This window comes from Pedobacter sp. GW460-11-11-14-TSB4, assembly GCF_059423705.1.
Genome location: NZ_JBWKYI010000002.1, coordinates 275,635 through 294,185, shown reverse-complemented (window position 1 = coordinate 294,185; position 18,551 = coordinate 275,635). Strand labels below are relative to the sequence as shown.

General features: G+C 45.3%; 25 protein-coding genes and 1 pseudogene. 3 read left to right on the top strand and 23 right to left on the bottom strand.

The features are described from left to right. The first annotated feature begins 45 nt into the window (after positions 1-45). A complete protein-coding gene (locus AC07YT_RS04245; RefSeq protein ID WP_086548418.1) occupies positions 46-300 on the top strand; it encodes a hypothetical protein in 255 nt (84 codons plus the stop codon). 51 nt (positions 301-351) lie between these two features. On the opposite strand, the gene AC07YT_RS04240 is transcribed toward AC07YT_RS04245, so the two are convergent. The 3 genes and pseudogenes from AC07YT_RS04240 to AC07YT_RS04230 all read right to left on the bottom strand — a co-directional run. Then, positions 352-726 (bottom strand): hypothetical protein, encoded by a 375-nt coding sequence (locus AC07YT_RS04240; protein ID WP_086548417.1) that lies wholly within the window; start codon positions 724-726, stop codon positions 352-354. Positions 727-1,199: 473 nt separating this feature from the next. Beyond that, positions 1,200-2,222 carry a hypothetical protein gene (locus AC07YT_RS04235; protein ID WP_086548416.1) on the bottom strand — a complete coding sequence of 341 codons (1,023 nt, stop codon included), beginning with the start codon at positions 2,220-2,222 and terminating at the stop codon, positions 1,200-1,202. Positions 2,223-2,300: 78 nt separating this feature from the next. Then, positions 2,301-2,789: pseudogene (locus AC07YT_RS04230) on the bottom strand (magnesium chelatase subunit ChlI family protein); the annotation flags it as partial. A gap of 44 nt (positions 2,790-2,833) precedes the next feature. Here AC07YT_RS04230 and AC07YT_RS04225 point away from each other — a divergent pair. Continuing rightward, positions 2,834-3,235, top strand: a complete 402-nt coding sequence (locus AC07YT_RS04225; protein ID WP_086548415.1) for a helix-turn-helix domain-containing protein — start codon at positions 2,834-2,836, stop codon at positions 3,233-3,235. A gap of 200 nt (positions 3,236-3,435) precedes the next feature. On the opposite strand, the gene AC07YT_RS04220 is transcribed toward AC07YT_RS04225, so the two are convergent. Then, complete coding sequence (locus AC07YT_RS04220; protein WP_086548414.1) at positions 3,436-3,633, bottom strand: hypothetical protein; 198 nt, start codon at positions 3,631-3,633, stop codon at positions 3,436-3,438. A 274-nt stretch (positions 3,634-3,907) separates the two neighbouring features. Between AC07YT_RS04220 and AC07YT_RS04215 the strand changes: the two genes are divergently transcribed. After that, positions 3,908-4,087: a hypothetical protein gene (locus AC07YT_RS04215; protein WP_145954288.1), complete on the top strand. Its 180-nt coding sequence runs from the start codon at positions 3,908-3,910 to the stop codon at positions 4,085-4,087. A 9-nt stretch (positions 4,088-4,096) separates the two neighbouring features. On the opposite strand, the gene AC07YT_RS04210 is transcribed toward AC07YT_RS04215, so the two are convergent. The 19 genes from AC07YT_RS04210 to AC07YT_RS04120 all read right to left on the bottom strand — a co-directional run bounded on the left by AC07YT_RS04210 (position 4,097) and on the right by AC07YT_RS04120 (position 18,547). Beyond that, positions 4,097-4,525, bottom strand: a complete 429-nt coding sequence (locus AC07YT_RS04210; RefSeq protein WP_086548413.1) for a hypothetical protein — start codon at positions 4,523-4,525, stop codon at positions 4,097-4,099. A 109-nt stretch (positions 4,526-4,634) separates the two neighbouring features. Continuing rightward, entirely contained in the window at positions 4,635-5,498 is an 864-nt protein-coding gene (locus AC07YT_RS04205) for a DNA adenine methylase (protein WP_086548412.1), read from the bottom strand. 18 nt (positions 5,499-5,516) lie between these two features. Beyond that, positions 5,517-5,717, bottom strand: a complete 201-nt coding sequence (locus AC07YT_RS04200) for a hypothetical protein (protein WP_086548411.1) — start codon at positions 5,715-5,717, stop codon at positions 5,517-5,519. Positions 5,718-5,732: 15 nt separating this feature from the next. Beyond that, positions 5,733-6,587, bottom strand: coding sequence for a hypothetical protein (locus AC07YT_RS04195; RefSeq protein WP_086548410.1), 855 nt, complete (start codon positions 6,585-6,587; stop codon positions 5,733-5,735). 37 nt (positions 6,588-6,624) lie between these two features. Further along, a complete protein-coding gene (locus AC07YT_RS04190) occupies positions 6,625-7,482 on the bottom strand; it encodes a hypothetical protein (protein ID WP_086548409.1) in 858 nt (285 codons plus the stop codon). A 6-nt stretch (positions 7,483-7,488) separates the two neighbouring features. Further along, on the bottom strand, positions 7,489-7,809 hold the full coding sequence (locus tag AC07YT_RS04185; protein WP_086548408.1) for a hypothetical protein: 321 nt from the start codon (positions 7,807-7,809) through the stop codon (positions 7,489-7,491). Continuing rightward, positions 7,806-8,585, bottom strand: coding sequence for a DUF4099 domain-containing protein (locus AC07YT_RS04180; RefSeq protein WP_086548407.1), 780 nt, complete (start codon positions 8,583-8,585; stop codon positions 7,806-7,808). Before AC07YT_RS04180 ends, AC07YT_RS04185 begins: the two co-directional genes overlap by 4 nt. Positions 8,586-8,607: 22 nt before the next feature. After that, complete coding sequence (locus AC07YT_RS04175) at positions 8,608-8,988, bottom strand: M23 family metallopeptidase (RefSeq protein WP_494945178.1); 381 nt, start codon at positions 8,986-8,988, stop codon at positions 8,608-8,610. 86 nt (positions 8,989-9,074) lie between these two features. Further along, positions 9,075-9,506: a hypothetical protein gene (locus tag AC07YT_RS04170; protein ID WP_086548405.1), complete on the bottom strand. Its 432-nt coding sequence runs from the start codon at positions 9,504-9,506 to the stop codon at positions 9,075-9,077. A gap of 31 nt (positions 9,507-9,537) precedes the next feature. Continuing rightward, a complete protein-coding gene (locus AC07YT_RS04165; protein ID WP_086548404.1) occupies positions 9,538-11,571 on the bottom strand; it encodes a type IV secretory system conjugative DNA transfer family protein in 2,034 nt (677 codons plus the stop codon). Between the two features lie 3 nt (positions 11,572-11,574). Continuing rightward, on the bottom strand, positions 11,575-12,396 hold the full coding sequence (locus AC07YT_RS04160; protein WP_086548403.1) for a DUF4138 domain-containing protein: 822 nt from the start codon (positions 12,394-12,396) through the stop codon (positions 11,575-11,577). A 9-nt stretch (positions 12,397-12,405) separates the two neighbouring features. Beyond that, on the bottom strand, positions 12,406-13,614 hold the full coding sequence (locus AC07YT_RS04155; protein ID WP_086548402.1) for a conjugative transposon protein TraM: 1,209 nt from the start codon (positions 13,612-13,614) through the stop codon (positions 12,406-12,408). Between the two features lie 2 nt (positions 13,615-13,616). After that, positions 13,617-14,030, bottom strand: a complete 414-nt coding sequence (locus tag AC07YT_RS04150) for a hypothetical protein (RefSeq protein WP_145954287.1) — start codon at positions 14,028-14,030, stop codon at positions 13,617-13,619. Continuing rightward, the gene (gene traK, locus AC07YT_RS04145) at positions 14,008-14,628 is read right to left on the bottom strand and encodes a conjugative transposon protein TraK (RefSeq protein WP_494945177.1); all 621 of its coding nucleotides are present in this window, start codon (positions 14,626-14,628) and stop codon (positions 14,008-14,010) included. Before traK ends, AC07YT_RS04150 begins: the two co-directional genes overlap by 23 nt. Continuing rightward, complete coding sequence (locus AC07YT_RS04140) at positions 14,629-15,771, bottom strand: TraJ family protein (RefSeq protein WP_086548400.1); 1,143 nt, start codon at positions 15,769-15,771, stop codon at positions 14,629-14,631. A 13-nt stretch (positions 15,772-15,784) separates the two neighbouring features. Continuing rightward, the gene (locus tag AC07YT_RS04135) at positions 15,785-16,564 is read right to left on the bottom strand and encodes a hypothetical protein (RefSeq protein ID WP_086548399.1); all 780 of its coding nucleotides are present in this window, start codon (positions 16,562-16,564) and stop codon (positions 15,785-15,787) included. Between the two features lie 5 nt (positions 16,565-16,569). Then, positions 16,570-17,235, bottom strand: a complete 666-nt coding sequence (locus tag AC07YT_RS04130; RefSeq protein ID WP_086548398.1) for a hypothetical protein — start codon at positions 17,233-17,235, stop codon at positions 16,570-16,572. Further along, positions 17,232-17,888, bottom strand: a complete 657-nt coding sequence (locus AC07YT_RS04125; protein WP_086548397.1) for a hypothetical protein — start codon at positions 17,886-17,888, stop codon at positions 17,232-17,234. The genes AC07YT_RS04130 and AC07YT_RS04125 overlap by 4 nt, the downstream gene beginning before the upstream one ends. Then, entirely contained in the window at positions 17,885-18,547 is a 663-nt protein-coding gene (locus AC07YT_RS04120) for a hypothetical protein (RefSeq protein WP_086548396.1), read from the bottom strand. Before AC07YT_RS04120 ends, AC07YT_RS04125 begins: the two co-directional genes overlap by 4 nt. Positions 18,548-18,551: the final 4 nt, after the last annotated feature.

Genomic DNA, 18,551 nt, shown 5'->3' with positions numbered 1-18,551 from the left:
TTATCCAAAGAAAAGATTTTTTATCTTTGAAGAAAAATATTCGCCATGCAAGAACCTTTTGATATAGAAATAGGGCCAGTTAATTATTCCGTTTTTCCGGAGGGAAATGATTCATATACCATTTTTAAAGATGGAAAAGAATACATCCAGATTCAAAAAGATACTTCATCCATCTGGTTGAAAATGGACTATAAAACCGAACTTCCGATTTTTGAGGAAGATGAAGAAGTGAATGCCATTGGGCAGGCCATTGAAAAGTATGTCCCCGAAGAAGAGGACGATGAGGAAGAAGAATTATAAACATAAAAAAGGCCCGATTGTTAAAATCGGGCCTTCTGTTTTTTTAAATGGTTACCTCGTGCAATTTGCCGTCCAGGTTTTTCCATCTTTTGAAACCAAAATTTTAAGGGTGCTAGCGTCAATACTGATACCGGTTAAACCCGAACCAATACTTACGTAACTATTGTCGCCTGTTTTTTCAAACTTTACACCTGTAATATCAGGAATGTTGTTGCCAAAGTAAAAGTTATACGTTTCGCCAACTTTGCTTACCGTTACTTTACCATCGGTACTGTTAATCGTAGTTTCGCCGCTGCGGTAAGAAACGGTTCCATTGTAAGTGCCCACAAAGAAATCTCGATCTGCAGGATCGGTATCTTTTTTACACGATACCATCACGGTTAATGCTATTAATAGCATGCTAAAAATTTGAACTGTCTTTTTCATCTCTTTCACTTTTTTAATTTTAAATAGGTAATAAATGTAACAGTGCTATGACAACGACTGTGCCAAAGGTGGCCAGAGCATGGTGAAAATGAAGGGATTTGATTTGTTTTTTAAATTTTAATTCGCTGGTATTAAGCGTCTTATGTTGTGGTTTGGCAGGGTGGTCTCGTCCTGGCTATGAGGATAAAAAACAACCGAAAGGAGTAAGAAACTGTTTAGTTTACAGGAGCCGGGTTCAATTTACCCCTAACTATGGAAATGATTTTTGCACCGCAGTTTCTTTATTCAATAAGAAGACATGTTTTCTTTGGTGCTGGTAAAAAAGAAAAAGGGATACCCTTCTCAAGAATATCCCTTTTCACAGGTTTTAATCATAAAAACTGCTTTTGTGATAATTTTAACGCTGTTTTCCAAATTAATTAATTTTCAATCGGCATGATTCCTTTATTTAATATACGAATATATACAATTTATTATTTTTTTGAAATACTGAAACTAAAGCCTTGCCCTGGCACCAGAAATTCAATTAACTCATAAGAAATTTTCGTGCCAGTTATTTTAGGGTTAAAGTTTGCCCTTGGAAATGTGGGATATACAATAAACGAATATTCTTTGGGGAAATTATTAATCTCAATACTCATGTTGATGGTGTGTAAGTTTGAGAAATAGTTGTCAACCGTACCTTCTCCGCCGATATTATAGGTTGCTTCTAATATTTGATAAAAACTATTTTTTTCGTTTTTGGCAATTGGTACGTTGGTAGTCATTTTATAAACATCATTTTGTTCTTTCTTAATCCCTCCATTTTCAGCGCCTTCAAGGTGATATAGCTTATCCCAGTCATCACCTGATCGATGCCCAGCCTCTTCAAATTTATAATCGGCAACCGGGGTTTTACTCAGTTTTAAATACAAATCATAGTCGTAATGTGATTTTGATCCAGAAATATACCTAATGTCAAAATCCATACGTTGGTTAAAAATGATATTGTCTCCTTCGATCCTTAAATAGTCGAAAGTAAGTTTTAAGTTTTCGCGGAGGATTGCGGCATTCAGGAATTTGCTGCTTAACATCTTTTCTACAATTTGATGGGGTAATTTCTCTCTCAAAATAGCAGCAAAAATTCCATTAACCTTTAAATCTTCGAGTGTTTCTTTTGTTTCCTGTTTAAAGCCAATTATTAAATTGTTAAATTCTGTGTTAAAATTTTGAGACTGTTCTTGTAAGAGGGAGTAACTGTAATCATGATTTCTTTTTTCGACAAGTAAGTGTAAGGTGAACATTACAAAAATGGCTTCGCCTAAAATAATTAGGAAGTGGCAGCCAAATAAGTAATATATTTCGTGCGACATTTCGTAAATATGGTTAAGGAATAATCCTGCCATAATGAGTAATAGTGCCAGCACTATCCAAGTTTTGATAAACCTCAATATCCAATGTTGCTCGTGTTTAATTTGAGGCTTGATTAACTGCTGTTTGTTTTCTGTTTCTGACATGTTAATTTATTTAGATTGTTTGTAATTTCTTAAAAATTAGCTTATTGTGTTTTATTTATGCTGTAGGAGCACGGTATGTTACCCTGCCCAACCCTCTCTATCCAGGCTTCTATAATTAATCGATTCGGCTAAATGTTCGAGCGCTATATTTTCACTACCTGCTAAATCGGCAATGGTACGTGCTACTTTTAAAATCCGATCGTAAGCACGTGCAGATAATCCTAATCTTTCCATAGCTGTTTTTAAGAGGCCGGTGCCTGCTTCACTTATCTCGCATACTTTCCGAACCATTTTAGGATTCATCTGCGCGTTGCAGTGTAGCTCCTTTTTATCTGCAAAACGTTTATCCTGAATTTCCCTAGCTTTAATTACTCGTTCTCTAATGAGGTTGCTTTTTTCTGCTTCCTGTGAAGAGGCTAGTTCTGTAAAATCAACAGGGGTAACTTCTACATGAAGATCGATGCGGTCTAAAAGTGGTCCGGATATTTTACTCAGGTATTTCTGTACTACGCCAGGAGCGCAAACACAATCTTTCTCCGGGTGATTATAAAAGCCGCAAGGACATGGTTGCGTTGCCTTTTGTCAATTTTAAGCGAAAAGTCAACAAACCAATGCCAAAGTCCTATCCAAAAAAGCCCATGACTATTGGGGAGCATCTGAGAAAGAAGAGGATGGAATTAAGGCTGTTACAGTGCGATTTAGCTGATATTTTACGTGTTTCAGAGGATTGTATCACGAACTGGGAGAACAATAAAAGTATACCACAAATCAACTATTATCCGGGCATACAGTTATTTTTAGGTTACTCACCTTTGACTTTTGACGAAAGCAATTTTGGAGGGAAACTAAAGGCTTATCGATGGAAAAATGGATTAAGCCATAAGCGGCTTGGTAAAATTTTGGGAGTTAATAGCACGACAATTGGTGCTTGGGAAGCCGGGGAGTCTGTTCCCAAGAAAGAGAACTTGGAGCAGCTCGAGCTGTTGTTGAAAGGAGATGGATTCGGGAGGTAAGATGCTTTTCAGGCCTAGCAGATTTGCCTTTTGGACCAGATGAAAAACTTTGGTGGTAACACAATATCTTTTCAGATTGGTCGTCTTTATAAAGAGAGCGTTAATTTAGATAAACGGGAACAGTCGGGATGATTGTTCCCGTTTCTTTTTAAAAAGTCTTGGGGAAAGATAGGAACGGATGGATGCGATATCCAGTCGTACTATTTGATGAAAGTCCGTTTGATAATACTTTCTACAATCGAGAGTTTTATTCTTGCTTTTTCTTCGGTCGTTGGAATATAAGTTACATTTATCTTATAGGTTTTGGGCGTTTTTTTAGGTCTTTTGATGGTAACTGAATAAGTATGCTGCCCAGGAGTCTTATCTTCCTCCAAGGTTTTGATAAGTTCAGAATTCATAGTGAATAACAGTTCGAGAAGTAAATAGTGGTAGGGACGAATTGGGGAAATATCCTAAGACCTGAAAATCGCGAAAACTTGGAGTTCGATGCTGTGGAAAAGAACAGACAGACCGGACGAATCCAAATCTGCCTGTATCTAAATTAACGCTCTCAGGGTCAAATGTAGACCTTTAACCCAAATAACAAAATGATTTAGCAGAAAAATCAATATTTATTTTGATCGGACGAAAAGTGGAACAGAATTAGACGATAATTCTCTGTTAATCAGTGTTATGAAAAATATCATTTATCTATTCATCTTTTCCATGCTCAGTGCGGGCATCATGCTTTCTGGAATTGCCATGAAAGATTCTGCCCGTAGCGGCATGCTCATGTTGGTGTTATGCCTTGTATTTATTGGCTACCTAAGAAGGGAAGCTAGAAAAAGAAGGCGAAATCGCTTTCCTTTTTAATCAGAGGGCTTATCTGCCTATTTTTCTTTTTGGTGATGAGATACCTTCATCCACTTGTTTATGCGCAATCGCAAGTTCATTGTACTTCTTTTCTGCCAGGTAGGCCAAGATTGTCCATTCATTCATGTTAATGTGCGACCCGTGCCCTTTTTCGTTAATGGATACAGAAGCCTTTTCGAGCTCCTGAACAGAGACTGCTTTAAAAATCTGCTTCTTTAGGTCACTGGCCAGGCCTTCTAGCTTTCGGTTCTTTAGGCATGTATAGTTGAATTTTTCTCTTTTATGTTCATCGGGAAGGATATATAGCAGCTTCAGATCCACATCAAAGGATTCGGCAATCTCCTGAAGGTCTTTTAAAGGAGGTGCAATACGGGATTCAAAATAGACAGCTTCCGTATCGACCAGGATAGCAAGAAACGGAGGAGCATCATAGCCCATTTCATAGAAGTGCTCAAGGACATTGTAAGCGTTTCACCAAGGATTTCAAGTTTGTTCCAACAGGTATTTTCCATTCTCGCCTCCTTTGTAAGCAGATAATAAAGTGGATTTAATTATGTATTTCATCAGTTGGTGTGGGAGATGATCGGTCTTTTGGTAACTCCTTTTCCAGTGCAAATGGATAATTTGCCGTGAGCATCTCGGTTTTGCTTTTGAGCTTTCCCGATTTTGCGTTAACCGAAACCTGCTGCTCAATGGACCAGTTCACCCAGCCATTTTCCTTGGTGTATTTTTCAAGCAGTGGCGAGGGATAGGATGAGAGCAGAAATTTTCCTTTGATCTTGGAAAGAAGAAATAGCAGGGACTCAAAATCCTGCTCCGAATAACCATCATAGTGGCCACAGTTGGAATTGTAGTACGGGGGATCGCAATAGAAAAAACTGTTCTCCGTGTCCCGGCTGCCAATGATATAGAGTGCATCTGCACATTCGATCTGGCAGTTCTGTAGCCTGATAGCCATTTCTTCAACGAAATTCTCCTTTTTGTTCTGGATTCTTTTACTGGTAGTATTGCTCTGTTTATCATAACCCCAGTTGCTATCCAGCTGAGAGCTGAAGCTTTGGGAGGCACTTAGCCAGACGGCCCAGGCCCGCTTGATCTCACTGAACATATCGGGGTTGTTATAGATTACCGAAGCCTTGCGGTATAGGTCACGGCTGTGCAGGCTGATGCGGATTTCCTTTTCCAGGGAAACGAAATCTTCCTTGGCCACCCTATAAAAGTTCATCAGTTCCCTGTTGGTATCGTTGATCACTTCAACTTTTGAGGGTGGTTTTGCAAAGAAGACGGCAGCACCGCCAATGAACGGTTCGCAGTAGAGCACATGTTCAGGAATAACCGATACGATCCTGGAAGCTAGCTTTTGTTTCCCGCCATAATAGCTGATGGGGGTTTTTAATTTTATCTTGCTCATAAAATGGATAAATAATGACTAATGGATATCATCAATTGAAAACTCCACCTGCTCGCCTTCGATGATCAGCACCACCGGACATTTAAGGCCTGGAGTGCCAATGCTGTGTACGGCAAAGACCTGCCCGTCAAGGTGGAAATAAGGGGAGTTCGGACGAAGGTCAAGCATAGCGGTTCCACTACCCCTAATGCGGTCAATTTTTTTAAAAAGTTTGTTCATAGGATTTTTGTTAGGTTATCGGCCTCTACTTCTTGATTGCTGGTTTATATTTTCTGTATCTCCAGCCTGAAATTCGTTACCTGTAAATTTGTGTTCATTAACCTGATGCTGATCAGTTAGCTCGACACGCTGTGCAGGATCTGATTTCAACTCAGCGGTGAAAATCCTATCGTTTTTGATTTGGTTCATCAACAAGTCATATACATCCAGGTTCTTCATCTGAGGATTGGCCGAGATGATCACTGGAGTTATCCTGCCCTCAATTTCCATGGTGAGCCTTGGAAGCATGCCTTTTTCAACTTCAGTAATCAATGAGGGAAGCTCATTTTCTTTTAATCCAGAAATCGGATATTTTTCCAGAACAGAATGAAGGTCAAATCCGTATGCAGGATAGGTTTTAGAAACCGGATGTCTGCCGTAGCTATCCAGGACATCTAGATTAAGTTTCATCCAGACCTTTGTTTTTCCAGCAACCGTATTTTCACCTTCTGGCCGTTTCGATGTTTCTTTTTGGAGAGCTGCGCCGAGCAGCAAGCGGTATGCCTGATTTGCCGTAACACGGAGATCTCGCTCCAGGTTGAACTGCTGGCTGCGACTGGTGCCATCGTGGGCAGTCAGATAGGCTGTATAATCGTTAAGGTAATAGGTGTCGGTTTCTTTCGCTTTGTTGAAGTCAAGCGTGAATTGTACGATATCCTTTTGTTTTGCGCCATTTCCCAAAGTCAGTGGTGGCTCAAACCGGGTATTAATGCCGACGCTGAATTTCGGTATTTCTTTCGTTATCGCGCTTTCAACGACGTCGTTGAGCTTGGTACCAAATCCCAAATAGTTGAGGGTCTTTTTTAGATATTCTAAATTTGCTTCATTCATAGATCTTTAATTTTATAGGAAGTTTTGTCTCCTGCGGTTACCTTCTTCGAGCTTTACCTTGCTGCTCATCGACAGGGTTACCTTGCACCGCTTCGTTTGCTTTCTCGGTGTTCTTTTCGAGGTCAAATGTTGTGTAATTAGAAAATTCGATGCGCTGTGGCATACCTGAGAGCGGTATTTGCTGAAAAATGTAGTCGTTGCTGATCGTGTTCATGCGCTGATCAAAGACATCGAGGTTTTTCATTTTCGGATTTATAGATAGATAAACCAGTTCAAGCCGGCAGCCAAGTAACATATCCGCTTTTGGCAGCATGCCTTTTTTAAGGGCATTAATCAGTGTAGCCTTGTCATTAGGGTGCTGAAAAAAGATTGGGTATTTGTCAACAACGTTGTGGACAGAGAATCCATGTGGCGGGTAAAATTTGGAAAGTGGATGCCTGTTTAGAGCAGCAGGAATCTGTAGGTTTAACCGTAACCAGACATCTGTTTTTTCGGGCGGCTTCAGAGTTGACCCCTTTCGCGTCGAAACTTCTTTCAGCACAGAATTTCCCAGTAGAAGGTAGTAGGCATCCTTTGCGGTAACGTAATGGTCGGAATTTATTTCAAATCCCTGTTTGCGCTCAACGCCATTGTGCGTGGATAGTTCGGCCAGGTAGTTAAAAAGCCTATAGTCGCCGGTTTTCTGGGAACGTCCAAAGTTTAAAATGTATTGTACAAAATCTTTTTGCCCCTGGCTGCTGGTTAATTTTACCGGAGGGTCAAAGTAGCTGCAGATGCCCAGCAAAAATGACGGCGTTTGGTTTCTTATCGCACTCTCCATCACTTCGTTCAGCTTATTTCCAAATCCTAATCGATCAAGGGTATTTTTCAGGCCTGTCAAATTATCGTCGTTCATAAATGATTAAAAAAGTGATAACTGATTACCTAGAGATGGCGGCTCGTAGCCGTTTTCCCGGGCGAGGTATTCCCCTATTTCTATCAGCAGATCTTCTAGTGTTGAGTGGGTACTATACCGTAATAGATCGGCATAGAAAAAGTGTGAGCGGTAACCGGTATTGGAAATCACAGGGGAATCCGAGCGAAACTCGGCGTGACATTTAAGCGGTCCTTGCTCAGCCTCTGATTTCTTTTCCGGCCACCAGTAGTGGTAATCCACCTGCACTTCAAAGCCATAGACCTTGATGCCAAGCTGAATGTTCTGCTTGAAATGCTCGGGAATCATCGCTTGCGAGACGGCAGTGGCTGGTTTTCAGCGGAACTGATTTCCCCGCTAGCGAAAGCGGTGTACCTTGGCGGATCGTTTTCCTGCATTGCCATTCGAAAGGCTAGGGTATCAGGAAATAGCTGGGGCTGTCTGGTCAATGGTATATTGCGGATGCCGTGCATGTACACATGCTGAAAAGGACCCGGATCTTCAAAGGTTAGGATCAGTTCACTTCGGTTGGCTACAATGCCCAAGGGCTCGCTGGCACGATGTTGGAACTTGGTGCCGTCCCCTAAATCCACCAACAAGCCCCGCCTAAACTGATAGTCCTGCGGCTCGGTGAGCGTAATGCCGTTGATAGCAATCGGTGCGGCCACCTGCAAGGGGTCATAGGCAATAAATGATCTGGTCTGCGGGTCATATTCAATAACGGCTTCATATTCCTGCCTACTGTTTTTGTTGTAAACTTTGTGGATGTTGGCAGCTGTACCGTCCATCAAAGGATCTGCGTCATATCCCTGAAGCAGCGGATGCTGCTGCGGGCTGCGGAAGATGGGATGAAGCGAGAGGGAGAGCTTGCCTTCACGGTTAGTTTCCAGTGATAGCTTTAGGTCTATCTTTTCCAGTTTCAGGCCATTGGCCTCAAGGTTCCTTAAGGTGATCAGCCCGGTTCGTCGCCCCAGCAAAAGTGCATTCAGGTCTACCGGATCTAGTTGAATATGGTTTTCGAAAACCAGGCCGAGGCGCTGAAATTCGGAAATGGGCAGCTGGTGAGGTTCAAATAAAGTTTTCATAAAAAGGGTTTAAAGTTGAGGTTCATTCAGTAGTGCAGAGGTTGGTCAGTCCCAATAAAAAAGCAAGGGGATTTACATAGCTGCCGTAAACGCTTACGGCAAAGTGCAGGTGTTCGCCAGTGGAACGGCCGGTACTTCCGGTGATACCGATAAAAGTTCCGGCCTGCACGGATTCTCCTGGAAAAATAGCAACCATTCGCAGGTGCCCATAAACGGTACGGATTTCCCCGTGGTCAATCTTTACGAAATTGCCAAGGATCGGATCATATCCACAGGAGGAAACCTTTCCGGAAAGCACCGCCATTACCGGCTCGCACCTTGCCGAAAGGTCTATGCCCCGGTGAAAATCCGTTTGTTTGGTAATGGGATGTATCCGTGTACCGTAATTGCTGGTCAGTTTCAAATGGTTCAGGGGCAATGAATAGTCCGTTTGGCACGTAGCCTTAAGGCAAAATATCATCAGCAATCCCAAAAAGCCTAGCTTTTTGGTCATCTGCCAATGCTCGCGTGCTGGGTCTGCTGCTGCGCCTGAGCGATCTGCTGGCTAAGTTTTGATTCCAGCGAAGTCATGCTGCTCTCCATTATCCGCTCGCTGCTGATGGCCATTTCCATGGCCTGCATCATGTACTTATGTTCGGGCCTGTTGTCCTGGATCATATTGATCAGCAGCATTTTTTTAAAGACTTCCGGACCTAGTTCCTTTGCATTGACCATCGCATCTTTGAACAGCTCATTTTTGTCCTTTAGCACCAGTAGCGCATCAGATGAATAATGGCCAAGTTCCGTGCTTCCAAACCCGACACTGATGGTATCGGTCTTCAGATCGGCGGCGACCACCATACCAATCTGGCCCTGCCTAGATACAGGGTCTTGGGTGAGATCAGGATGTACCGCTACAAGGGTACCTGTTAGTTCCTCCATGATGTTGAATTAAAATTTAAAAATGAATTGTTTATTGTGTGGCCTTCATTGAGGCCTTCGCTGCGGCTGGTTTTGCAGGTGCCTGGGGCAAATTGAAGGATGCAACCATAGCGGCCACGTCCGCAGTGATCTTAAAAAAATGCTCACGGAGAATGGCTTCCTTGTTTCCACCAAAATCATAATAGATCGGGAGCTCCGGATAATTTTCCTTTTCAATCTCAATGGCCTTCATGTCCAGGTTCACCCTGCAATTTATGGCAGAAGTCTCAAATTCCCCGCTGTACTCTTTCACCGCATCAGATGCCAGTACGCCTACCAGTTCACCTGTTCGGAGCGAAGCTATCTTTCCGGCCGGGATCAACGGCTCTAGTTTTTCGCTCAGCGAGAGCGAGGTCTTACTGCGGTCGATGGACAGGCTTTCGCTCTGCTGTTTCACCTTTCCAAAAAGCCTTTCCAGCCACTCCAATGTTTCCTTGTTTCTCACAGCTCCCGAGAGCACATTGCCCACTACCGCTGTTATGGTGTTTGCCGTATCCTTTCCGTACTGCTGCTGGAACTGCGGGATCTCCTGAAGGCCCATTAGAACGGCCACCTTATTGCTCCTGGCCGTTGCGATCAGGTTTTCGATCCGGTGGACAAATAGGGTCGGCAGCTCATCGATGATCAGCGCAGAAGGTAGGTTCCCCTTAGAGTTGATGAGCCTAGTTAGCCGGTTTAGCACCACAGAATAACATGCCGAGTTGATGTTCTGGGTGTTTGGATCATTGGCCAGTACCAGAATGGACGGGTTTTCGGGCCTAGAGATCTTAAGGTCAAAGTCATCGCCGGAGAACACCCAGAAAGTTTCCTTTGTGGCAAGGCGCGAGATGAAAATCTTCAGCGTTCCCACTTGTCCCTCTAGCTGGTCAAAGGCCTTGGCCTTATAAGCGGTGTAGAATGGTGACAGAAGGGAAGTGAGTTCCTTATTGGTAAACAGTACCCCAAAAATCTCATCATAGCTGCAGTTCAAAAACGATAGCACATGGGCAAAAGTTGAATACCTGCCGCTCTGGTGCTGGGCAAAAAAGTAGATGCACGAGGCCAAGAAATTCACCGCACTTTGGGTAAAGAACTGGTCACTGCCCCCGGATTTATCTCCCTTTTTCAGCGCTTCGACCAGCGCTTCTGCAGTTTCCGAAGCATCGGCCAGCGTACGGATATAATCGGGCCTGAGCACATTTATCCGCCTTGACCTTTCCACTTTCGTTAAGTTGATGACGTGGAAATCATGGTCTTTGCAATTGCCTTTCTTTTTGGCAAGCAGGTAGTGGTAGTAGGCCACTTCGGCAAGGTCATGGAACTTGAAATCATACAGGCAGATGCAGAACTCCTTGGCCAGTAGCTGGCGGATAAAGGGCATCACCACGCCAAAGGATTTTCCCGAGCCCGGGTTTCCGATCAGCAGCGTGCCTCGAAAAACGTTCTCTATATTGATGAAGCCCCTATGCACCTTGCCCCTAAAATAAAAAAGCGAGGGGATGTTGACGCTGCTAGGGGAATCAATTGGCTTGGTTGCCTGCATGAACGATTCTCCCTCCACGTTCCATTTGTCCTTTCCCAGTTTGCTCCTGATCACCTTGGAGATATTGTCCAGAGAAATGTGGACCAGTAGTGTTCCCAAAAAAGAGCCCAGAACATAGATAATATTGTCCCAAGTGGTCATGGGGAGGATTTCCTTTCCTTTAGAACCTAGAAAATAGGTGCTGCCGAAAAGCGAGATCAATCCCAAGACCAAAGGGAATACAATGGACTTTCGGATATCGATATCCTTGTTTTTTCTGCTGAGCGTACCGATTGAAGTCAGGCACAATAGCAACAAAAGAAAGCTCTTACTAAAAAACGGATCCTGGTACATCGGCAGCCTGGCAAGTCTAGCCATAAACCTTGAAAATCCGATCCGCTCGGCTTGGGGGATGCTGCCTATCTTGGTGCCATATACAAACACTAAAAAATCTAGGAACAGGGAGAAGTAGACAAAAAACTGGAGAAAGCGGTGAAAGCGCTGCTGTTCCCTTGTTTCTTCCATAAGCTAGAATGTGTCGGCCCTTAAAATGTCTTTGTAAGGAACCTGCAGTACCAGATTGCGCCCGGAAACCTGTTTTTCTTTTAACGAAATGCTCAGCAGCTTGTTCTCCGGGTAGCTCAGTTTTTTTAGCACGTAGATATTGCGGAAGTTCTTTTTAAAACGGTCCCTCTGGTAGAGCTGGAAAACCGGTTCCACAGTTATCGACTGTACATTGGTCGCCTTGGTAATCTTTTTATCATCGATGCTAAAAGAGAGCGCATCGATGTCAAAGGGCAGATTGGTCGAGTTTTCAAGGTTCAGGTCAAAAAAAATGTAATCGCCAGCGGTGAACAGCTGTTTTAGTGAAACCGAGATCCCGTACTTTTCTTCCTTTCTCAAAGCCAAGACATTTCGGTTTTTGAGCAAGGAAAGCGCATGGGATTTCAGGTCGGCCATCGGCATTTCAGTGCCCGCTACAACCGGTCTACAGTGGCCTGGCAAAATATCTACAACAGTAGGTTTACCAGAGCTTTCCCATGTGGGCAGAAAATAGATGCGATACTGGGCGATGAAGGTTTCCCCCACAATGGTGAGAATGCCTGCGTCGGCATTGTTTACGATCCTGGATGCCGAATCGGTAGAAATCTTTACGCGCAGGATATTCTTTAGCGGCAGATCTCCCTTTAGTGCAGCGGTAGAAATATCCACATAGGAGATGTTTTCAGGGGAAACAAAATGCAGCGTCGCATTTCTGGACAGGCCGATGAGCGGAAGCGTGTCGGTCCCCTGCGCCAGCGTGCCAAGATAATAGAAGCAGGTTAAAAGGATCAGCAGGTATTTTTTCATAATATTTCTTTATTGCAATTGGTTCTGTTTTGATTTGAGTTCATTGGGGTCTATCAAATAGACCATGGTATTGTACTTGAGCTTGGCCTTATTGGAACGGATCAGTTTGTTTACCGCGGTAGTAGTGGACTGGAACATCTTGCCCAGTACCCCCATCACCAATTGGTTATTGTTTTCCGATTGTTCGAGGTTGATCCCAGAAACCGAAGAGCCGCCAAGGTCTCTGGTAAATTCCCGAAAGGCAGACGCGGGAACATAAATGCCTGGCAGGCCGTCGTTGTCGTAGATGTCCAGTTTTACCGGAAAAATCTCTCCGGAAACAAACACGCTGTTCACCGAAAGCAGCACGCGCTGGCCAGAGAATCCGGAGATCACCGCATATAGGAACATACCCTTATTGACCAGTCTTTTACCGATGAGCATATCGTCCAGTAGCCTGATGCGGAGCCTAGAGGCCGAGAATCCGGTAATGTCCTGATCGATCACCGCAGACAGCGGGGTTTGGAATTTTTCCGGCATCACGGTGTTAAAGGCGCCGTCCCCATTTTCTGCTTTTCTCACCGCCAGTGGTTTAACAGGTGGAGATATGGCTTTTAGCGAGGCCAAACGTTCCCTTTCTTTTTTTGCCCTGAACTCTGGGTCATTCGCCTTTCCCATGCTGTCTACCAGTGCCATTTGTTGACGGAATAACTGCATGGGATCTGACTGCGTTTGCAGTGGCAGTTTTTCCCTTTTCGGATTCTGGGGGGCATTTAACTTGGAAAGCGCCAGTGCCAATGCCCTGTCCTGGTCAAGTTTGGAATAGGATGCGCGGCTAGGGATTTTGGTAGACTGAGTTTGTCTTGCTGCGGTATTACCGGCCACGGGAGAAAACCTCCGCTTCATGGCCTCATCAATGGAATCCAGCATACGTTTTTCGCGTTCATTGTAAAGGCTTCCCGGAGTGGTGACGGTCAGGTTCTCTTCAGCTATGCCCCCCACAGCAGTATAGCCATCACCCTTTTTGAACTTGTCCCTAAAGGCGTCGAGCTTATCCGATAGGCCCTCTTTCTGGACTTTTTCAGAGACCTGGGCAATCTGGGTCTGAAGGGAATCTCCTCCGGCCACTTTTACCGTTTCCTTACCCGGCCCAGATTTATAGGCGTAAAAAAGGAGACAGATAAAGGGCAAAAGTACCAGTGGCAGTACATACCTTGGTTTTTTAACATCTATTTTCATCTTTATTTTTTGCTTGAGGTTAATTGCCTGATTTCATTTAGCATCATTGAAAAGCGGATGCTGTCCGCTCTGGTAAGCGAATCCTTTTTCGATAGTGCCTGAAGTTCGGTCTGCAGCGCCATTATCCGCTGGAGCTTGTCGATGGTCGATCCTATATTTCCCGCACTGGAGCCTGCCACCTTTACGGGGCTAACTACGTTTTTGGTGTAGACCGGGTCTTCCAGTCGCATGATGCTAAAGCAGAGCACCATGGATCCGGCCATCAAAAAAACCATCAGGGCATATATCTTTTTGGGATGCCGCTGGCAGAGACAGCGAAAGCGACATCCTAGCACAGACAGTCTAGAGCCAAATGCCTCCATCATCGCTGCCCCAAGTCCTGTGGCAGGGTTTTTAGAATGAATTTTTCTGAACATTTTCTTTGTCTTTATTTTCTAGGGTTTTCCATCTGGTGATCAGCACCGCATGGGGATTGTTTTCGCTCCGCTGTTCCAGGTCCTGCAGATAGCCTTCGGTCACCAGCGAACGGGTAACAACAGAGCTCCTGCGGTCTATCTTCTGGGTGCCGTAATAGCGGAAATATTTCCGGTGCTCATCCAGGAAAATAGAATCAGTGCGGATGGTCAGCACGGCAGAAGAAGAAAGGATGGAGCTGAAAAAACTGCGTTCCTTTAAGTTCGCGTATTGCATCGCGCCACTTTCATCAACTAGGTACATGGCCTGCTTCATCTGGTATTCGATGAACTTTTCATCAGGAGTAAGCGAAAAGAACAGCGAATGGAACCGTGCGATATCGGCCTTATATTCCGCGGCCCTGTTCACCATGATATCGGTCTGTTTAGCAGCCACCGGAATCTGTCCATCGGATAAAATGTAGATGCTCTTTCGCGCCTCGCTTACCTGCCTGAAGGCAAAAAACGAAACGGTCGCGCTGATGGAAAAAGAGAGCAGGAAACTGGCCAGGCACAGAAAACTGGCCAGGCGGATCTTGGATTCAATGTTTTTGATGATCATCTAATGTCCTCCCCCCATTGCCCCAGCTGCCATTCTTCCCATAGTCGACGCGCCACGTCCCATTGAACTTGCGGCAGAACTGATACCCGAGGTGGAAACAATCCAGGTGGAAATGCTCGGAACGGTCAGCATCGTAAGGGCCCCGATGACAAAGGTGCCCACGACGATCCCAAAGGAAAGTAGCCCATTACCTGCGAATACGCTTAGTTTTTCCATGTCCGCGCCCGAGGTTCCCACCAGTTCCTGATAACGGGTAATCTCGGCCTCCATCGCATAATGCTGAAATAACGAGGCCACGTACATCACAAGGTAAGCGATGCCCGAATACAGGTTTACCGAAATAAACCGGGCAATCCAGGTAGTAAAGGAATCCCTGAATGCGGGAAGGATACTCACCGCCACCGAAAACGGACCTAGGATAATCAGTATCGTAGAAAAGATGATCTGGATGATAAATATTACGTACACCGCAATCCGCAGTATCCAGATCGCAAGGGTTTCTACCAAAGAAGTGGCCAGTAGCTGGAGCCCAACCTGCAGGCGGTTGCGCATTTCGACAATGGGGTTCCATACCTCGCTAAAGCCTTCCTTTACAGAAGATTTTACCGACTCCCAAGCGTTTTCGTACCAGGTATCGGCTTCCTGTTTGGCCGTTTCGGTCTGCGCCTGAACGGTCAGCAACTGGTCGGCCAGTTCCACCATCAGCTTTGCCCTTTGGATGCGCAGGTCATTGACCACCGTCTGGCTACCGTCGAACATCGCCTCGGTCTTTGCCGCAACTAGGTCCGTCGGATACGCCACCACCCGGGTAAAGGTCGGCCACCATAAGATTACCATCACCAGCGCAAAGGGACGCAGTAGCGGCATGACCTCCAGTTTCTTGTCGCCAGAGATCATCTCATAGCTTTTGATCGCAAAGAAAATGAGCATAAAAATCGCGCAAAGCGCCTGCGCATCGGCAATGAAGGCATCGTAATGCGTCCATATTGTGTTCTTCATTTCCTTTAAAAAGTGCATCGTGCCTTCCTCGTAGACCCCATTTCCCTGAAGGAAATTAAAGGTATCCCGAAACGAATCGGGAACATCAACGGGAGCAGATTGCACAAAAAAGCCGGCAGTGCCGGCGAATAGCTTATCTAGCATAACAGAATAAAATTTAGAGTTTGGATGCCTTTAGGATATCTTCGGCAATCTGCTTGTCGGTCTTTTTGCCCGAAGACTGCTTTAGCGGCACATTGTTTTTCTTTACCGCCTGGTTTTTATCGCGCAAAGAAAGGTAAAGCTTTGCCCTTTGTTTTTTGTCCTCCCAGGTGGCCTTTAGTTTTCGGTATTCTTCTAGCATCCGGTGATAGGCCAATATCCTGGAACCCCTGTCCATAGTAGTATTCCGTGCAGCCTGCAGGCGTTCCAAAAGCGCATGGGATTCTTCAACGAACCAGCCATAGGCGCCAGAAGAGACCAGGTAATCTTTTTCCCTTGGGCTTAGCCCGGCTAGAACCTGCGAATCCTCATTAGAGATCAGCGGCTCAAACTCCCTGCTATAGAACAGGATCCAAAGAGGGTCTACCGAAGAAACAGCCCCTGCGTAGTTCAGCAATTCTGTTGTAGCAAGGCCCCTGATCGTATCGGCCTGAAGTTTATAGGCATTATCAGTAGACTGCATGGCAGCGACTAGCGCCAGCCGCTGGGTCTGGGGACCTATAGGCCCCAAGGGACGCAGGTCAGTATCTGGATAATTGGGATGCAGTGCCCAGGTGATCCAGTACTCCGGGTTGAGCCATAAAAAGCCAGGGGTCGGGGTAAAAAGGTCTTCGTCCCACTGTTTGAACACCATGCGTTCCTGCTGGTGGGTGATATGTTTGTCGCGGATCTTCTTTTGGGAAAAGACCGGAACGGCCAGTGGCAATAGCGCCAGGAGCAAAAGCAGTTTTTTCATAAGGTTTAGTTTTTAAGTAGATTGTACTTTCTGATAATCTCGTCCACCAGCCATTTATCCTGGTTGATATAAAAACGAAATGGATTGGCCGTTTTTAGAATGCCATTTACCCGCGCCCAGTACATGGATTTTTTCATGCTGAATACCAGTGCCCGCATGACGCGGAGCTCCAGGGCAATCTTTTTCAATAGCGCATCGCGCTTTTCAAAATCCATCAGCACATTTTCTCCCTCCTTTAGCACAAATGAGGAAACTTCCGTAGCAAGCCTTACGCCCCTGTCCTTGAGCTGCCTTGCTACATCTTCGGCAAAAAGCAAAAGCGCAGGGTTGTCCCTAGCCATTTGGACCAGTTCGTTGCTTTCACTAAATATATCATCACAGATTTCCCCAATCTGCCTTACCGCAATGGCATGGCGTAGCGCTCCGTCCACCTGCGCAAGGGAGCTTAAGATCATGTTCTGCACGAGCACAACAGAAGAAAGGTTGACGTTGATATCGTTCAGCCGGTTGTTGATGGTATTCAGGTAGGAGTTGTGGGTATTTTCAGCGGCCAGTCTTACCGCTCCGTTTTCGTTCACGATGTTAAAATGGTTCCTGTCAAAAACTACCCGCTGGCCAAAGCCTGAAATTGCCAAGGCCAGTAGAAAAGGTAAAATAATGTTCTTCATCATTGGCCAAGTTGTTTTGCGCGTTCCATGATCTTATCGATAATCGCTTTGTCCTGGTTGATAAACCCTGAAAAAGGGTTAAGCGAATCCATCGCCTTTTTTCTACTGGCATAGGAAAGTGTCGATGCAAGTCCCCTTGATGCTCCTGAAATGGCCCTAAGTTCAGTTACCACAAATGAGAACAGCATTTTCCTATCAGCAGACTTCATCTGGTTGAGGTCACCCGCTACAAGGGCCAGGCCATACAGGTAGTTCAATAACCTATAGGCACGGTCGCCGATATCCGCTTCGGTTTCAACGGCAAGTGGCAATAACAGCGGCTGGGAACTACAGATGTCAAAGATGATTCCCTGTTGCACAATAATGTCCGATACAATCGGGTAAGCTTCTAGTCCAATTTGTGCTGTGGAAATCGCAAGCCCCAAAGTCTTAAAACGGCTCTGGATATCTCTGTACTTTTCCTTTAGCCTGGTGAGCGCAGTTTTGTTTACCGATTCGTTAGTTGTCGTCAGGCCCTGGTTGGTCCGTGCCTCCGCCTGCCTCTGGTGTTCGGATTTGCTTTCGGCAACAAGTTGGTGCAGTAGCTCAACGTTCAACTGCGCTGCTGAGGGAAATACTAATCCCAACAGCAGCAGTATCATAAGCAATCTTCTCATGGTTTAAGCATTTTCATGTTCCTGATGATATCATCTGCAATGCGCTTATCGATATTGATAAACCCTGAGTAGGGATTCAGCGAATTCCAAAATCCCCTTTGCTGCGCCCAGTACATGCAGCGGTACATCCCGTATGCGACCCCTTGCAGTATGGTCAGTTCGGTCACGATCCGGTTCAACAGTTTTGCCCGCTCGCCCGAGTCCATCAGCGCCTCCTTTCCACTTTTCAGCACAAAAGAGCTTACCTCTACTGCCAGATTGGTGGCCCTTGATTTGAATTCACGCGCACCGCCCTCTGCAAAAAGCAATAGCGCTGGGTTCTGCTGGGCAATGCCAATGGCCTTGTTCACGTCGGTTACTATATCTTCAGAAATCTCATAGATATCCTGAACGGCAAGTAGCGAGCGCATGATCCCAGAAACCTCAGAAAGCCCCTTATAGATGGTAGCCTGAAGGTCGTTTACGATCACCAGTTGCCCGGTCACCGCCAGTTGTCCGCGCTGTATCAGCGTGAGGTTGTCATTGGTTTTGTTCAGTTGCCCGTTGATCACAGAGGAATGTACCGCCATGGCCCCAGCTGTTGTGGGATCCACGTAAATCTGTCCGCGGCAGATGCCTTGCGCTAAAACGAGCGCTAACATAATGATCAGTCTGTACATAATA

Coding starts and splice junctions, on each gene's coding strand:
- AC07YT_RS04170 (WP_086548405.1), bottom strand. CDS start 9,506: ATGGAGGAACTAACAGGTACCCTTGTAGCGGTACATCCTGATCTCACC.
- AC07YT_RS04140 (WP_086548400.1), bottom strand. CDS start 15,771: ATGCTAGATAAGCTATTCGCCGGCACTGCCGGCTTTTTTGTGCAATCT.
- AC07YT_RS04215 (WP_145954288.1), top strand. CDS start 3,908: ATGAAAAATATCATTTATCTATTCATCTTTTCCATGCTCAGTGCGGGC.
- traK (WP_494945177.1), bottom strand. CDS start 14,628: ATGATCATCAAAAACATTGAATCCAAGATCCGCCTGGCCAGTTTTCTG.
- AC07YT_RS04150 (WP_145954287.1), bottom strand. CDS start 14,030: ATGTTCAGAAAAATTCATTCTAAAAACCCTGCCACAGGACTTGGGGCA.
- AC07YT_RS04200 (WP_086548411.1), bottom strand. CDS start 5,717: ATGAACAAACTTTTTAAAAAAATTGACCGCATTAGGGGTAGTGGAACC.
- AC07YT_RS04195 (WP_086548410.1), bottom strand. CDS start 6,587: ATGAATGAAGCAAATTTAGAATATCTAAAAAAGACCCTCAACTATTTG.
- AC07YT_RS04180 (WP_086548407.1), bottom strand. CDS start 8,585: ATGAAAACTTTATTTGAACCTCACCAGCTGCCCATTTCCGAATTTCAG.
- AC07YT_RS04245 (WP_086548418.1), top strand. CDS start 46: ATGCAAGAACCTTTTGATATAGAAATAGGGCCAGTTAATTATTCCGTT.
- AC07YT_RS04220 (WP_086548414.1), bottom strand. CDS start 3,633: ATGAATTCTGAACTTATCAAAACCTTGGAGGAAGATAAGACTCCTGGG.
- AC07YT_RS04210 (WP_086548413.1), bottom strand. CDS start 4,525: ATGGGCTATGATGCTCCTCCGTTTCTTGCTATCCTGGTCGATACGGAA.
- AC07YT_RS04165 (WP_086548404.1), bottom strand. CDS start 11,571: ATGGAAGAAACAAGGGAACAGCAGCGCTTTCACCGCTTTCTCCAGTTT.
- AC07YT_RS04160 (WP_086548403.1), bottom strand. CDS start 12,396: ATGAAAAAATACCTGCTGATCCTTTTAACCTGCTTCTATTATCTTGGC.
- AC07YT_RS04120 (WP_086548396.1), bottom strand. CDS start 18,547: ATGTACAGACTGATCATTATGTTAGCGCTCGTTTTAGCGCAAGGCATC.
- AC07YT_RS04190 (WP_086548409.1), bottom strand. CDS start 7,482: ATGAACGACGATAATTTGACAGGCCTGAAAAATACCCTTGATCGATTA.
- AC07YT_RS04235 (WP_086548416.1), bottom strand. CDS start 2,222: ATGTCAGAAACAGAAAACAAACAGCAGTTAATCAAGCCTCAAATTAAA.
- AC07YT_RS04155 (WP_086548402.1), bottom strand. CDS start 13,614: ATGAAAATAGATGTTAAAAAACCAAGGTATGTACTGCCACTGGTACTT.
- AC07YT_RS04225 (WP_086548415.1), top strand. CDS start 2,834: ATGCCAAAGTCCTATCCAAAAAAGCCCATGACTATTGGGGAGCATCTG.
- AC07YT_RS04125 (WP_086548397.1), bottom strand. CDS start 17,888: ATGAGAAGATTGCTTATGATACTGCTGCTGTTGGGATTAGTATTTCCC.
- AC07YT_RS04185 (WP_086548408.1), bottom strand. CDS start 7,809: ATGATTCCCGAGCATTTCAAGCAGAACATTCAGCTTGGCATCAAGGTC.
- AC07YT_RS04130 (WP_086548398.1), bottom strand. CDS start 17,235: ATGATGAAGAACATTATTTTACCTTTTCTACTGGCCTTGGCAATTTCA.
- AC07YT_RS04205 (WP_086548412.1), bottom strand. CDS start 5,498: ATGAGCAAGATAAAATTAAAAACCCCCATCAGCTATTATGGCGGGAAA.
- AC07YT_RS04135 (WP_086548399.1), bottom strand. CDS start 16,564: ATGAAAAAACTGCTTTTGCTCCTGGCGCTATTGCCACTGGCCGTTCCG.
- AC07YT_RS04240 (WP_086548417.1), bottom strand. CDS start 726: ATGAAAAAGACAGTTCAAATTTTTAGCATGCTATTAATAGCATTAACC.